Origin of the sequence: Paucibacter sp. M5-1, from assembly GCF_027498415.2 — a bacterium.
GTDB lineage: Bacteria > Pseudomonadota > Gammaproteobacteria > Burkholderiales > Burkholderiaceae_C > Roseateles_E.
In genome coordinates this window covers 5018276-5032837 of the sequence record NZ_JAPZLM020000001.1, presented here as the reverse complement: position 1 = coordinate 5032837, position 14562 = coordinate 5018276, and the positions used below count along the sequence as shown (strand labels likewise).

At 67.5% G+C, this 14562-nt stretch carries 11 protein-coding genes; 1 reads left to right on the top strand and 10 read right to left on the bottom strand.

Going from position 1 to position 14562, the window contains the following annotated elements; all coding sequences use genetic code 11:
* The first annotated feature begins 114 nt into the window (after positions 1-114).
* Positions 115-1368, top strand: a complete 1254-nt coding sequence (locus O5M90_RS23935) for a glycosyltransferase (protein WP_262971092.1) — start codon at positions 115-117, stop codon at positions 1366-1368.
* Here the strand turns inward: O5M90_RS23935 and O5M90_RS23930 are convergent.
* The 10 genes from O5M90_RS23930 to kdpF all read right to left on the bottom strand — a co-directional run bounded on the left by O5M90_RS23930 (position 1365) and on the right by kdpF (position 14508).
* Positions 1365-2447 carry a PepSY-associated TM helix domain-containing protein gene (locus O5M90_RS23930; RefSeq protein ID WP_269837825.1) on the bottom strand — a complete coding sequence of 361 codons (1083 nt, stop codon included), beginning with the start codon at positions 2445-2447 and terminating at the stop codon, positions 1365-1367. The genes O5M90_RS23935 and O5M90_RS23930 overlap by 4 nt on opposite strands.
* Entirely contained in the window at positions 2447-4552 is a 2106-nt protein-coding gene (locus O5M90_RS23925) for a TonB-dependent siderophore receptor (protein ID WP_269837826.1), read from the bottom strand. Before O5M90_RS23925 ends, O5M90_RS23930 begins: the two co-directional genes overlap by 1 nt.
* A 58-nt stretch (positions 4553-4610) precedes the next feature.
* Positions 4611-5312 (bottom strand): two-component system response regulator KdpE, encoded by a 702-nt coding sequence (gene kdpE, locus O5M90_RS23920; RefSeq protein ID WP_262971095.1) that lies wholly within the window; start codon positions 5310-5312, stop codon positions 4611-4613.
* Positions 5305-8013, bottom strand: a complete 2709-nt coding sequence (locus O5M90_RS23915) for a DUF4118 domain-containing protein (protein ID WP_440402387.1) — start codon at positions 8011-8013, stop codon at positions 5305-5307. The genes kdpE and O5M90_RS23915 overlap by 8 nt, the downstream gene beginning before the upstream one ends.
* Entirely contained in the window at positions 8010-9059 is a 1050-nt protein-coding gene (locus tag O5M90_RS23910) for a magnesium and cobalt transport protein CorA (RefSeq protein ID WP_269837827.1), read from the bottom strand. The genes O5M90_RS23915 and O5M90_RS23910 overlap by 4 nt, the downstream gene beginning before the upstream one ends.
* A 16-nt stretch (positions 9060-9075) precedes the next feature.
* Positions 9076-9888, bottom strand: coding sequence for a TorF family putative porin (locus tag O5M90_RS23905; RefSeq protein WP_269837828.1), 813 nt, complete (start codon positions 9886-9888; stop codon positions 9076-9078).
* Between the two features lie 65 nt (positions 9889-9953).
* The gene (gene kdpC / locus O5M90_RS23900; RefSeq protein ID WP_269837829.1) at positions 9954-10526 is read right to left on the bottom strand and encodes a potassium-transporting ATPase subunit KdpC; all 573 of its coding nucleotides are present in this window, start codon (positions 10524-10526) and stop codon (positions 9954-9956) included.
* 10 nt (positions 10527-10536) lie between these two features.
* Positions 10537-12636 (bottom strand): potassium-transporting ATPase subunit KdpB, encoded by a 2100-nt coding sequence (gene kdpB / locus O5M90_RS23895; RefSeq protein ID WP_262971099.1) that lies wholly within the window; start codon positions 12634-12636, stop codon positions 10537-10539.
* A 2-nt stretch (positions 12637-12638) separates the two neighbouring features.
* Positions 12639-14417 (bottom strand): potassium-transporting ATPase subunit KdpA, encoded by a 1779-nt coding sequence (kdpA, locus tag O5M90_RS23890; RefSeq protein WP_440402386.1) that lies wholly within the window; start codon positions 14415-14417, stop codon positions 12639-12641.
* A gap of 1 nt (position 14418) precedes the next feature.
* On the bottom strand, positions 14419-14508 hold the full coding sequence (gene kdpF, locus O5M90_RS23885; protein ID WP_137943016.1) for a K(+)-transporting ATPase subunit F: 90 nt from the start codon (positions 14506-14508) through the stop codon (positions 14419-14421).
* Between the last annotated feature and the right edge of the window lie 54 nt (positions 14509-14562).

Genomic DNA, 14562 nt, shown 5'->3' with positions numbered 1-14562 from the left:
GCGCCGACGCGCTGGCCAGAGCCTGCTAGCGTTTTGGCGCCTTCCCTCCCGCCGGATTCCTTGTTCATGGATGATGTTCGGATGTTCAAGAGGCTGAGGCCTGGAGGCTGACAGTTGAGGATCTCCATCCAGACCCTGGGAACGCGCGGTGATGTGCAACCCTATCTCGCCCTGGCCCAGGGTCTGATACGGCGGGGCCATGAGCTGCAGTTGGCGGCACCGGCGCAGTTCGCCGACCTTGTCCAGGCCAACGGCGTTCGTTTCGCGTCTTTGCCCGGCGAGTTCCTGGCGCTGCTCGACACACCGGAGGGCAAGGCAGCGGTGGCCGGCGGGCAGGGATTCAGTGCGGGCTTCAAGCTGCTCAAACAGGTCAAGCCGTTGATGCGACGCCTGCTAGACGAGGAATGGGACGTGGCGAGAGCGTTCCGCCCGGATCTCATCGTCTACCACCCCAAGTCCTTGGCCGCACCGCATATCGCTGAGCGGCTGGGTATCCCGGCCCTGCTGGCCTCCCCCTTGCCGGGGTTCACGCCCACTCGCGCGTTTGCGAGTCCGCTCTTGCCGGTCGACTCCTTGGGCCCCTTGAACCGCATCAGTCATCTGCTGATGATGCGCAGTGCCGATCTATTGTTCGGCAAAATGCTGGGGCAATGGCGCGAGACCGCGCTGGGCTTGGTCGGGCGACGGGCCAAGGTCGAGGCGGCCGCGACACTCTATGCCTACAGCCGGCATGTGCTGCCGGTGCCGCAGGACTGGGATGCACAGCGGGTTCTCGTTGCGGGCTATTGGTTCTTGGACTCGGGCGCTGACTGGCAGATGCCGGCCTCGATGGCACAGTTTCTAGCCGCCGGCGACAAGCCGGTGTACGTCGGCTTCGGCAGCATGCCCGGCGTCGATGCTGGCAAGTTGGCGCGCACCGTCATCGAGGGTCTTGCGCTGGCAGGCAAGCGAGGATTGCTGGCCTCCGGCGGCGGCGCCCTCGAAGTGACAGAGATTCCCCCGCATGTGCACCTGATCGCCAGCGCGCCCCATGACCGCTTGTTCGCGCACGTTTCGGCAACGCTCCATCATGGCGGGGCCGGCACGACGGGCGCGGCCTTGCGTGCCGGTCTGCCGACCCTGATCTGTCCGTTCTTCGGCGACCAGCCCTTCTGGGGCCGCCGCATCGCAGCGTTGGGCGCAGGTCCAAGGCCGCTAGACCGGCGCTCGCTGAGCGCCGAGCGACTGGCCGCAGCACTGAGCGCGATGGATGACCCACAGATGCGCCTGCGCGCAAATGCCATCGGCGCAAAGATCCGACAGGAAGACGGCGTAGGCAGGGCCATGGACTTCATTGAATCCCATGCACGGATTCTCCTGGCTGCCTAGCGGCGCCGGCGCCACCACAGCCAGGCGCCGCTGAAACCCAGGCCGAACAGGCTCAGGCCTATCAGGCCGGTGGCCGCCTCGTGCAGCGGGCCGCCCAGTGTGCCGGTGTGCAGCGGATAGATCCAGGCGGTGCTGCGTCCGCCCAGGTCCAAACTGTTCCAGCGCTGCTGCGCCAGCAAGGCGCCATCGACCGGATGCAGCCAGACCGAGGACAGGCCGTTGGGGTGCGGATCATCGGGAAGCTTCAGGCGCACGCGCACCGGTCGGTCTGCCGCCGCCCCCAGCTGCACATAGCCGACCATGCCCTCGGGCCAGCAGGCCCGGGCCGCTGCGACGATCTCATCCAGGCTCAGGGGTGAGCCTTCGGCCTTGCCGACCTTGGGCGGCTTGACCGGAGCCTCGCCGGCCAGGCTGCTGACCCAGACGCCAAGCGGTCGCCAGGCCATCCAGGCCCCGCTGGCGACCGAAACCACGATCAGCAGGCCCAGCACGACACCGCCCAGGCGATGCAGATCAAACAAGGCCCGCGTCGCGCCCTTGCCCAGCTTCAGCGCAAAGGCATGACGCCACTGCGCGGCGTTCATCGGCCACCACAGGAGCAGGCCGGTCAGCAAGAGGGCCAGATACGCCAGCGACACGCTGGCCAGGATGGCCTTGCCGGTGTCGCCCAGCAGCAGCGCGCTGTGCAGCTCGAAGACAAAGTTGGCCGCACCCTCGTTCTCGCCACGCCGGCCCTGCTCGCGGCCGGTGCTGGGGTCGATATAGAGCGTGCCCTCCCATTGCGGACTTTTGAGCAGCACGCGCAGGCTCTCGCCCGGCTCGCGTGGCGGGCGCAGTGTCATCGTCGCCTTGGGACCGAACTCGGCCACCAGGCGCTGGCGCAGCGGCTCCAGCGCGGCCGGCGCGGCGTCGCCTTGAGCAGCCGAACTGAACAGCTCGGGATGCAGGGCCTGGTCCAGCGGGCGCAGCACCGTCAGCGCCGCGCCCAGCAGCGCAGCAAGAGCCAGCAGCAGGCCCAGGGTCAGGCCGGTCCAGCGGTGCAGCCACAGCCAGACGCGGCGGGCCTTCAGCAGCGCCATCAGAAGTCGAGCTTGGCGGTGATGCGCAGCGTGCGCGGCGCGCCAACGCCCAGCAGGCCGTTGCCGGCGGTGCTCCAGTAGTCTTTGTCGGTGGCGTTCTCCAGATTGGCCTGAACGCTGAAGGGCTGGCCGGCCAGGCGGGTCTGGTAACGCGCGCCCAGCGAGAACACTTCATAGGCCAGGATCCAGGCCTGGTTCTGATTGTTCACCGCGCGCTTGCCGACGTGATAGACGCCGGCATTGAAGGCAAGACCCGGCACCGCCGGCAGACGGTACTCGCCGAACAGGCTCAAAGTGTTCTTGGGCGTGTTCTCCGGCGTCTTGCCCAGCTCGGCCGCATTGCTGAGCACCTGGGTAATCTCGGCATCGAGCAGCACGGCAGAGGCCACAACAGCAAAGTCGCGTCCGATCTCGCCGCTGGCCGAGAACTCCAGGCCGCGATAGCGACTCTGACCCCCGACCTGGTAGACGCCGGCGATCGTCGTCGCCTGCGGGCGCTCGATCTCGAACAGCGCGCCTTGCAACAGCAGGCTCTTGGCGACGCGAGCCTTGATGCCCAGCTCCTTTTGCTTGCTGATCGCAGGCGGCAGGATCTCGCCGGCATTGGTGGCCGACAGCGGCGCGGTGCCGGTCTCCTCCAGGCCGCGCAACAGGCTGGCGTAGACGCTCAGGGCCGGGGTCGGCTTCCACATCAGCGAGACATTGGGCGTGGTCTTGTCCACCGCATAGGGCTTGTTGGGGCCGCTGGCGCTATTGCTCTGGCTGCGATAGTCGGTGCGGCGCAGGCCGGCAAGCAGCTGCCACTGCTCGCCGAGCGCAAGGCGGTCGTAGACGTAGAGACCCTGGTCGCGGATCTCCGAGGGATAGCCGGCCTGGGTCAGCGTCGGGCTGACCGGCGCGATCGCGATTGGCGCGTACAGGTTCTGCGGTGCCTGGGCGGCGCCGCTGCGCCAACCGTCGGACTCGCGCAGGTTGTAGCTGGTGCCCAGGGTCAGCTCATGCTGCAGACCACCGGTGGCGAATCGGCCGATGGCCTCCAGCCGGTGATTGGTATTGGTGTAAGCCTGGCCCTTCAGCACGGAGATATTGGCGCGTCCCGCGCCGGTCTGATTGTTGTAGTTCTGGAAGGTGGTGTAGACGCGGTCGCGCTTCGTTTCGGCTCGGCCGGTTTCGAGGCTGAGCACCCAGTTGTCGTTCAGAGCGATGTCGCCGCGCAGCAGGGCGTTGCTCGCCTCGGCGTCGTAGCGGGCCCAGTCTGCCGCGAGGTTGGTCTTGTTGTCGGGCACGCGCGGCAGGCTGATGACGCCGGCCGCAGCAGCAGGCAGGGTGATCGCGGCCTGCTCGCTGACGTTCTTCTTGTAATGCTCCAGGTCCAGCTTCAGGTTGGCGGATGGCGAGACGCGCCAGTCATAAGCCAGCGCCAGCAGGCCGCGGTCGCCCTTGAAGTTGGCAATGCCGTTTTCTTCCTTGCCGGCCGCCGCGTTCAGGCGTATGCCCATGCTGTCGTCCGCGCCGAAGCGGCGGCCGATATCGACATGGGCCTTGATGCCACCATGGTCGTTGAGCGTCGTCGTCAGCGAGCTAACGGGCTTGGCGCCGGCGCGCTTGGTGACAAAGTTGACGATGCCCGAGGGCGGCACCATGCCGTAGTACATCGACGAGGCGCCCTTCAGCACCTCGACCTGCTCCTTGTTTTCCAGCGGGATGTCGATCAGGTTGATCACCGGCAGGCTGCCGTTGAGCCGGTAGTTGCCGCGGTTCTCGACGATGATGCCGCGGATCGACAGGTTGTCGTAGGTCGAGCCGCTGACCTGGGAGCGGGTCACGCCGGCGGTGTTGCGTAGCGCGTCAAACAGGCCTTGCGCGCCCTGCGCATCGAGCAGCTCGCGCGACATCACGTTGTTCGTCAGCGGCACGTCCAGCGGATCCTGGTCGCGGAAGGCGCCGACCTGGACCGAGCTGGGCGCGAAGCTCTTCTGGCGCTCGCCGCTCACAACGACGGTATCGAGCAGGCTGGGCGAAGCGGCCAGCGCGGCCTGGGCGGCAAGCGTCAGCGTGGACAGGGCAAGGCTGCGCCGGGCAGCCGGCAGGCGGAGGGTGGACATGGGCGGGAAAGAAGTTTAATGCGAATTGTTCGCATTCTAATCCCAAGCCCAGGTCAATTCAGGGCATCAGCCGATAGCCCACCGCCGTCTCGGTCAGCAGATGGCGGGGCTGGGCCGGCTGGTCTTCGAGCTTCTGGCGCAGCTGGCCCATATAGACGCGCAGATAGTGGTTGTCCTCGACATGGCTGGGACCCCAGACCGCTTTCAGCAGCTGGCGGTGCGTCAGCACCTTGCCGGCATTGGCGATCAGATGGGTCAGCAGCCGGTACTCGATCGGCGTCAGGTGCACGGCCTGGCCCCCGCGCAGCACGCGCCGCGCTGCCAGGTCCACCTCGACGGCACCAAAGCGGAACACGGTCTGCGCCGGCTCGCCCGCCGCTGCGGCCGACTGGCTGCGCCGCAGCGCCACCCGCACCCGCGCCATCAGCTCGCCGACGCCGAAGGGCTTGGTCAGGTAGTCGTCGGCGCCGGCATCGAGCGCGGCGATCTTGTCGGCCTCGCTGGCGCGGGCGCTCAGCACGATCACCGGCACACCGGACCAGGCCCGCAGATCCTTCAGGTAGTTGATGCCGTCGTCATCGGGCAGGCCCAGGTCCAGCACGATCAGCTCGGGCCGGCGCGTACCGGCGTCGATGAGGCCCTGGCGCACGGTCTCGCACTCATGCACCTGCCAGCCCTCGGCCTCCAGCGCCATGCGCACGAAACGGCGGATGCTGGGTTCGTCCTCGACGATCAGCGCAACGGGAGAGGGATCACTCATGGTCTTCGATGTCGGGGAGCGGCGGCGGGTTGCCCAGCGGCAGGGTCAGCACAAAGGCGGCGCCGCCGCCGGGCACCGGCTCGGCATGGATGCCGCCTTGATGGGCTTGCATGATGGCACGGCAGATCGCCAGCCCAAGGCCGACGCCGGGGGTGCTGCTCTCGCTCTTGGCGCGGGCGAATTTCTCGAACAGCGCCTCCTCGCGGCCGGGCGGCAGACCGGGGCCGTTGTCGGCCACGCGCAGCCACAATTCGGCCTCGCGCAGCTCGGCCGAGATGCGTATCAGGCTGCCGGCGGGTGTGTACTTGACCGCATTCTCGAGCAGATTGCACAGCACCCGCTCGATCAGCACCGCATCCAGATTGATCATGGGCAGGCCCGGCGGCAGCTCGGTCTGCACCCGGTGCGCGGCCAGGCTGGCCTGCATCGCCTGCAGGGCGCTGCCCACCACCTCCTCGACCGGCTGCCACTGCAGGCGCAGCTGCACCGCGCCGCTTTGCAGCCGCGCCATGTCCAGCAGGTTGTTGACCATCGCGTTGATGCGCTGCGACTCGCGCTGCAGCGCCTGCGCCATCTCGCGGCCGGCCTCGGGCAAGGCGGGCAAGGCCGCCAGCGTGTCGGCCAGGCCGTAGACCACGGCCAGCGGCGTGCGCAGATCATGCGACAGCGCCGACAGCAGCGAGTTGCGCAGGCGCTCGGATTCGATATGCACCAGCGCGTCCTGCGCCACCTCGACGTAATGCACCCGCTCCAGCGCCTGACCGATGATGCTGGCATAGGTGTCGAGCTGGGCGCGGCGCTCCGGCTGCATCACGCTGGCCAGATCGCGCGGCCGCAAGGCCAGCACGCCGCGCGCGCGCATCGGCGCCTGCAGCGGCAGATAGAACCAGGCGCTGCCCGGCAGGGTGTCAGTGGCCAGGCCGGCCGCCTGGCCATGGTCCAGGGCCCAGCGCGCGGTGCCGAGATCGGGCGGGTTGGCCTCGCCCTCGGGCAGCAGCAAGGCATCCTTCAGGTCCAGCACCAGCACCAAGGCCCGGCCATGCAGCTCGCGCGACAGGCTGCTCTGCGCACTCTGCACCACCTGCTCGGTCTGCAGCGCGCCGGACAGCTCGCGAGTCAGCTCGAACAGGGCTCGCGAGCGCGCCTCGCGCTCGGCCGCGATCTGGGCCTGGTAGCGCAGATGGGCGGTCAGCTGGCCGGTGATCAGGCCCACGGCCAGCATCACGACAAACGTCAAGAGGTACTGCACGTCCGAGACCGCGAAGCTCAGATGCGGCGCGATGAAGAAGAAGTCGAACAGGCCGACGCTCAGAAAGCTGGCCAGCACTGAGGGGCCGCGCCCCCAGCGCAGCGAGACCCCCAGCACCGTCAGCAGGAACAGCATGACGATATTGGCCTCGTCGAAGACCGGCTGCAGCGGCAGCGCCAGCGCGGTGGTACCCACGCAGGCCAGCGCGGCAAAGGCATAGCGCTGCCATTGCCGGCTCCAGACCAGGCCGGGGTCGACGGCGGCCGGCAACGGCGCCGGCGTGGCCGGCTGGCCGACCTCGATCAGGTCGACATCGCTGGCGCTGTCCGCGAGGCGCTGGTGCAGGCCGGGCCCACCGAGCAAGCGGCGCCAGGCCGGCCGCGGCGCGGCGCGGCCCAGCACCAGCTGCGAGAGATTGTTCTCGCGGGCATGGTTCACGAGGGCCGGGGCCGGGTCTTGCGCCTGCAAGACGGCAGTGACCGCGCCCAGATCATGGGCCAGGCGCACCACCCGCAGAATGCGCTCGCGCTGCGCGTCGGGCAGGCGCCGCAGCGCCGGCGTCTCGACGTAGACCGCATGCCAGGACACATTGAGCTGTTGGGCCAGGCGCGCGGCCCCGCGCACCACATGCTCGGCCCCCGAGCCATTGGATTCAGGGCCGATCGCACAAAGGATGGCGGCCTCGGTCTTCCAGACCTGGGCTATTGACTGCTTGCTGCGCCAGGCCTGCACATCATCCTCGACGCGGTCGGCGGTGCGGCGCAGCGCCAGCTCGCGCAAGGCCATCAGATTGCCCTTGCGGAAGAAGTTCCTGGCCGCGCGCTCAGCCTGGGCCGGCATATAGACCTTGCCGGCGCTCAGCCGCGCCAACAGCTCGTCGGCCGGCGTGTCCACCATCACGACCTCGTCGGCGGCGTCGAAGAAGGTATCGGGCAAGGTCTCCTGCACGCGCACGCCGGTGATGCCGCCCACCACATCGTTGAGGCTCTCCAGATGCTGGACGTTCAGCGTCGTGTAGACATCGATGCCATGGGCCAGCAGCTCCTCGACATCCTGCCAGCGCTTCGGATGCCGCGAGCCGGCCACATTGCTATGGGCCAGCTCGTCGACCAGGATCAGCGCGGGCTGCCTCGCCAGCGCGCCGTCGAGATCGAACTCGGGCAGGGTCTTGCCGCGGTACTCGACCTGGCGCGGCGGCAGTATCTCCAGGCCCTCGGTCAACGCCATCGTCTCGCTGCGGCCATGGGTCTCGACCACGCCAATCAGCGGCGCCCGCCCCTCGTCCCTCCATTCGGCACTCAGCTTGCGAGCCGCCTGCAGCATTGCATAGGTCTTGCCGACGCCGGCCGAGGAGCCGAAGTAGATGCGCAGCTTGCCGCGCGCGGCTTTCTCTTCCTCTTCGCGCAGCTGCTCCAGCAGCACGTCCGGGTCGGGGCGCTGATCGTCGCTCATAGCCACCCTGCCCGTTTGAAGCGATACCAAAGACCGACGCAGACCGTGGTGATCAGGCCCAGCGCGGCCGGATAGCCCCATTGCCATTTCAGCTCGGGCATCCCCTCGAAGTTCATACCCCAGATGCCGGCAAAGGCGGTGGCCGCGGCAAAGATGCCGGCCCAGGCGGCCAGGCGCTTGGTCACATCGCTGTCCTCGATGGCCACCATCGACAGATTGGCCTGGATGGCCGTGCCTATGGTCTCGCGCACCGACTCGATCGCACCATGGATGCGCGCCAGATGGTCGGCCACATCACGGAAGTAGTCCTCGGACCTGGCACAGATCGGCGGTGTGCGGCCGCCGTGCAGCTTGGACAGCATCTCCAGCATCGGCGCCACCGCCCGGCGCAGCAGCATCAGGCGGCGCTTCAAGGCATAGAGCCGCTGGATGTTGTCGCGGGCGGCGCCGCTGGTGAAGATGCTCTGCTCGATCTCCTCCAGCTCCGACTCCAGCAGGTCGACGATGGGGAAATAGCGATCCACCACCGCGTCCATCAGCGCGTAGAGCACGAAGCTGGGGCCCTGGCGCAGCAGCTCCGGCTCGCGCTCGCAGCGCTCACGCACGCCCAGGAAATGCAGCTTGCTGCCCTTGCGCACCGACAGCACATAGTTACGCCCGACGAAGACCATCACCTCGCCGAGCTGCAGCTCGCCGCTCAAGCCGTCCGCAGGGCCGCTCCCAAGGAGGGCTTGGACCCCTCGGGGGGCGGCCAGGGCCCGCCCTAGCCGGGGGCCGGCATGCGCCCAGTCGATCAGGTGCATGACGACAAACAGGTCGTCGCCATACTCCTCGACCTTGGGGCGCTGGTGGCCATGGCTGGCGTCCTCGACCGCCAGGCTGTGCAGATTGAAGAGCCGCCGGTAGGACTCCAGCTCGGCGGCATCGCTGTCACGCAGCGCCACCCAGACAAAGGTGTCCGGCTGGTCCAGATAGGCCCCCAGCTCCTCGGGGGCCAGGTCGGCCACCTTGTGGCCTTCGCGATAGGCGGCGCAGTTGATCAGCATCGCGGCATTGTCACCTTCAGAAGGTGCGCGCGGCGCTCAGCACCAGGGTGGCCCGGCCCAGACGCTTCGGATCCTGGCCTGCGGAGTTGCCGGCCTGGCAGTAGTCGCGCTGGGCATCGGTCGCCACCAGGGCCGCGCCCAGATTGAAGCCGCCGACCTCCTTGCTGAGACCGAGCTTCAGATCGGTATAGGACAGCTCACCGTAGTGGCGAACGCTCAGGCGACCCAGATGCGCGTCCAGATTGAAACCCGAGCCCAGATCGAAGCGGTAGTTCAGATCCAGATAGCTGCTGCCCTTGGAGGCGCCGCGCGCCGGCAGGCTGCTGAAGTAGGCATAGCCGGCGGTCGTGCTGTTGAGACCAAAATAGTCGCTGGCGGCCACCGAGAGCTTGGCGCTGAAGGTGCCGGCCGACAGACCAACGTAGACATCGAGGTTGTCGTACTTCTCGCGTGTCGCGACGCCGGGCGCGCTGTTCAGCCTGGCGCTGGGGTAGAGATAGGCCAGCGCGCCGAGGTCCAGGGTCAGGTCTTGTGTGAGGGAAAACTTGTAGCCGCCATACAGGTCCAGCTCCAGGCCGGCGCCGTTGTTATAGCTGTTGCCGGAGACGTTGGAGGCCCAAACCCCGGCATAGGCGCCGCTGCTGTGCGCATAGTCGAGTCCACCCTGGATGGCGGGCTGGCGCCAGGTCTGGCTGATGCCGCGGAAGCGGTAGTCGGACACCAGGCCGACATTGCCGGTCAGTGTGTGCTCCGGCGGGGTCTGTGCGTGGGATTGCACGGCCAGCAGCAGGGTGGGGATTAGGCAGAGCGTCTTCAGAATGGTGGTCATGGTTCGAACAAAAAACGACCAGGCCCGGGTGAGCCTGGCCCAAAAACAGAGAGGCTGCGGCGCGATCAGCGCGGCTGGTCCAGCGCCAGATTGAGCTTGAGCACATGGACGCGCGGCTCGCCCAGCACGGCCAGGTCGCGGCCCTCGGTGTTGGCCGCGATCAGGCGCTGCACCTCGGCCAGCGGCAGGCCGCGCTCGCGCGCGACACGGGCGGCCTGGTAGCGCGCGGCGGCCATCGAGATGTGCGGATCCAGGCCGCTGGCCGAGGCCGTGACCAGATCGGCCGGCACCGCCGCCGTGTTGCCCGGATCGGCGGCGCGCAGCGCGGCGATGCGGGCCTTGACGGCATCGGCCAGCGCCGGGTTCATCGGGCCCTGGTTGGAGCCGCCGGAGCCGGCCGCGTTATTGGCCATCGGCCCGGTGGCCGAGGGACGGCCCCAGAAGTACTTGGGCGATGTGAAGCTCTGACCGATCAGCTCGGAGCCGACGGCCTTGCCCCCTTGCTCGATCAGGCTGCCGGCGGCCTGTTTCGGGAACAGCGATTGGCCGACGCCGGTGACGGCCAGCGGATAGAGCAGGCCGGTGATGGCCGATAGCAGCACGAAGCTGACGATGGCGGGGCGAAGATGGGCTTTCATGACAAGCTCCTTAGATCAGATGGGTGGCGACCAGGAACAGGTCGATGGCCTTGATGCCGACAAAGGGCACGATCAGGCCGCCAAGGCCGTAGATGGCCAGATTGCGGCGCAGCAGCGCGGCCGCGCCGATGGCGCGGTAAGGCACGCCCTTCAGAGCCAGCGGGATCAGCGCGATGATGATCAGCGCGTTGAAGATCACGGCCGACAGGATGGCCGAACTGGGGCTGTGCAGGCCCATCACATTCAGCGCGGCCAGCTGCGGATAGACGCCGACAAACATCGCCGGGATGATGGCGAAGTACTTGGCCACATCGTTGGCAATCGAGAAGGTGGTCAGCGAGCCGCGCGTCATCAAGAGCTGCTTGCCGGTCTCGACGATCTCCAGCAGCTTGGTGGGGTTGGAGTCCAGGTCCACCATATTGCCGGCCTCCTTGGCGGCCTGCGTGCCGGTGTTCATCGCCACGGCGACATCGGCCTGGGCCAGCGCGGGTGCATCATTGGTGCCGTCGCCGGTCATCGCCACCAGGCGGCCTTCGCCCTGGTAGTCGCGGATCAGCTTGAGCTTGGCCTCGGGCGTCGCCTCGGCCAGGAAGTCGTCGACGCCGGCCTCGGCCGCGATCGCTGCGGCGGTCAGCTTGTTGTCGCCGGTGATCATCACGGTCTTGATGCCCATGCGGCGCAGCTCGGCGAAGCGCTCCTTGATGCCGCCCTTGACGATGTCCTTCAGCTCGACGGCGCCCATCACCTTGGCACCGTCGGACACCACCAGCGGCGTGCTGCCGCGCCGCGCGATCTCATCGATGGCCTGGCTGACTTCCTTCGGGAAGCTGCCACCCAGGGCCTCGACATGGCGGCGGATCGCATCGCCGGCGCCCTTGCGGATCTGGCGCTGTTGCTGCGCATGCGAGCCGAGGTCGACGCCGCTCATGCGGGTCTGCGCGGTGAAGGGCACGAACTGCGCATCCAGACCCGAGAGCTCGCGCTCGCGCAGATTGAAGCGGGTCTTGGCCAGCACCACGATGCTGCGGCCTTCCGGCGTCTCGTCGGCCAGCGAGGCCAGCTGGGCCGCGTCGGCCAGCTGCTGCTCGGTCACGCCGGGCGCCGGCACGAACAGGCTGGCCTGGCGGTTGCCCAAGGTGATGGTGCCGGTCTTGTCCAGCATCAGCACATCCACATCGCCGGCCGCCTCGACCGCACGGCCCGAGGTCGCGATCACATTGGCCTGCATCATGCGGCTCATGCCGGCCACACCGATGGCCGACAGCAGGCCACCGATCGTGGTCGGGATCAGGCAGACCAGCAGCGCGATCAGCGCGGTGATCGACACCACCGTGCCTGCGCCTGCTGCCTCGACGCTGAAGATCGAGTAGGGCAGCAAGGTCACGCTGACGACCAGAAAGACCAGGGTCAGCGCCACCAGCAGAATCGTCAGCGCGATCTCGTTTGGCGTCTTCTGGCGCTTGGCGCCCTCCACCATCGCGATCATGCGGTCGAGGAAGGACTCACCGGGATTGACGGCGATGCGCACCACCAGCCAGTCGGACAGCACGCGGGTGCCGCCGGTGACCGAGGAGAAGTCGCCGCCCGACTCGCGGATGACCGGGGCCGACTCGCCGGTGATCGCACTCTCGTCCACCGAGGCCACACCCTCGATCACCTCGCCGTCCAGCGGGATCAGGTCACCGGCCTCGACCAGCACGACCGCGCCCTTGCGCAACTCATCGGACTGCAGCGGATGCCATTTGGCGCCATGCCTGGGTTCTTCCAGCTTCTTGGCCCAGGTCTTGGTCTTCAGGCCGCGCAGCGACGCGGCCTGCGCCTTGCTGCGGCCCTCGGCCATCGCCTCGGCGAAGTTCGCGAACAGCACGGTGAACCACAGCCACAGCGCGATGGCCAGCATGAAGACGGATCCCTCGGTGCCGGCGACGGCCGGGTCCTTCAGGCTGGCCAGCCACAGCGCGCTGGTCAGGATGGCGCCGACATAGACGACGAACATCACCGGGTTGCGCCACTGCGTGCGCGGATCCAGCTTGCCAAAGGAGGCCGCGACGGCCGGCTTCAGCAAGGCGGGGTCGAGGAAAGAGAGTTTGTTGTTGTCTTGTGTCGTCATGATCAGACTCCCCACAGCATCAGATGCTCGGCAATCGGCCCGAGCGCCAGTGCAGGGACATAGTTCAGCAAGCCCACCAGCAGCACCGTGCCGATCAGCAGCACGATGAACAGCGGGCCGTGCGTGGGCATCGAGCCGCTGGTCTGCGGGATGCGTTTCTTGGCGGCCAGGCTGCCGGCAATCGCCAGCACCGGCACAATCACGCCGAAACGACCCAGCCACATCGCGACACCCAGCAGCGTGTTGTAGAAGGGCGTGTTGGCCGACAGGCCGGCGAAGGCGCTGCCGTTGTTGTTGGCGGCCGAGGTCAGTGCATACAGCACCTCGGAGAAGCCATGGGCACCCGGGTTCAGGATGCCGGCCCTGCCAGCCGTCGCCAGCACCGCGATGGCGGTGCCGACCAGCACGACGATGGGCGTGATCAGGATGGCGATGGACACCATCTTCATCTCGTGCGGCTCGATCTTCTTCCCCAGGTACTCGGGCGTGCGGCCAATCATCAGGCCGGCGATGAAGACGGCCAGCAGCGCGAACACCAGCATGCCGTACAGTCCAGTGCCGACGCCGCCGAACACCACCTCGCCCAGCTGCATCATCACCAGCGGCACCATGCCGCCCAGCGGCGTCATCGAGTCATGCATCGAATTGACCGCGCCACAGGAAGCGGCCGTCGTGACTACCGCAAACAGGCTGCTGGCATTGATGCCGAAACGGGTCTCCTTGCCCTCCATATTGCCGACGCCGGCCTCGACGCCCAGAGCCGTCAGCGCCGGGTTGCCGCCCTGCTCGGCGCTGGTCGCCGCGAACACCGCCGCGACAAACATCAGGCTCATCGCCGCCAGCACCGCCACACCCTGGCGCGTGTCGCCCACAATGCGGCCGAACATGAAGCACAAGGCCGCCGGGATCAGGAAGATCGCCAGCATCTGCACCAGATTGGACAGCGCGGTCGGGTTCTCGAAGGGATGAGCCGAATTGGCATTGAAGAAACCGCCACCATTGGTACCCAGCATCTTGATCGCCAGCTGCGAGGCGGCCGGGCCCATCGCCAGGGTCTGGGTGCTGGTCTGGACATCGTCCATCAAGACCTGACCCTGCGCATCCGTCAGTGGCTGACCGTCGGCGCCGAGCTTGGGCGTCTGGTAGCTGGTGGCCTCCACGGTGCTCACCTCCTTGTAGGCGTCGAAGTTCTGGATCACGCCCTGGCCGACGAAGAAGATCGCCAGCACAAAGCTGATCGGCAGCAGCACCCACAGCGTGATGCGGCTCAGATCGGCCCAGAAGTTGCCGATGGTGGCCAGGCTCTTGCCGGCGAAGCCGCGGATTAGCGCGAACACCACGGCAATGCCGGTGGCGGCCGAGACGAAGTTCTGCACCGTCAGCGCCAGCATCTGGCTCAGATAGCTCATCGCGGACTCGCCGCCATAGCCCTGCCAGTTGGTGTTGGTGACAAAGCTGATCGCGGTGTTGAAGGCCGAGTCGGGCGTGATCGCCGCCATGCCCTGCGGATTCAGCGGCAGCAGCCCCTGAAAGCGCTGCAGTGCATAGACCGCCAGCACGCCGATGAAGTTAAACAGCAGCAGCGCGATCGCATACTGCTTCCAGTGCATGCCCTCGGTCGGCTTGACGCCGGCCAGGCGGAACAGCCCCCCCTCGACCGCGCCCATCCAGCGCGGCAGGCGGCCCTCGGCCACCCGGTGCAGCCAGCGCGCCAGCGGCCAGGCCGCCAGCAGCAGCAAGGCCATGAACAGGCCCAGATTGATCCATGCCAGGGAATTCATCTCAGAACTCCTCGGCGCGGAACAACGCCACGACCAGATAGACAAACAAGCCAGCGGCCACCAGGCCACTGACGATATAGAGCCCGCTCATTGCTTGCCGCCCTCCAGCCTGTGGCTGGCAGCGGCCAGGCCGAGGGCCAAGCCG

Coding starts and splice junctions, on each gene's coding strand:
- O5M90_RS23915 (WP_440402387.1), bottom strand. CDS start 8,013: ATGAGCGACGATCAGCGCCCCGACCCGGACGTGCTGCTGGAGCAGCTG.
- O5M90_RS23925 (WP_269837826.1), bottom strand. CDS start 4,552: ATGTCCACCCTCCGCCTGCCGGCTGCCCGGCGCAGCCTTGCCCTGTCC.
- kdpC (WP_269837829.1), bottom strand. CDS start 10,526: ATGAAAGCCCATCTTCGCCCCGCCATCGTCAGCTTCGTGCTGCTATCG.
- O5M90_RS23905 (WP_269837828.1), bottom strand. CDS start 9,888: ATGACCACCATTCTGAAGACGCTCTGCCTAATCCCCACCCTGCTGCTG.
- kdpA (WP_440402386.1), bottom strand. CDS start 14,417: ATGAATTCCCTGGCATGGATCAATCTGGGCCTGTTCATGGCCTTGCTG.
- O5M90_RS23930 (WP_269837825.1), bottom strand. CDS start 2,447: ATGGCGCTGCTGAAGGCCCGCCGCGTCTGGCTGTGGCTGCACCGCTGG.
- O5M90_RS23910 (WP_269837827.1), bottom strand. CDS start 9,059: ATGCTGATCAACTGCGCCGCCTATCGCGAAGGCCACAAGGTGGCCGAC.
- kdpE (WP_262971095.1), bottom strand. CDS start 5,312: ATGAGTGATCCCTCTCCCGTTGCGCTGATCGTCGAGGACGAACCCAGC.
- kdpF (WP_137943016.1), bottom strand. CDS start 14,508: ATGAGCGGGCTCTATATCGTCAGTGGCCTGGTGGCCGCTGGCTTGTTT.
- kdpB (WP_262971099.1), bottom strand. CDS start 12,636: ATGACGACACAAGACAACAACAAACTCTCTTTCCTCGACCCCGCCTTG.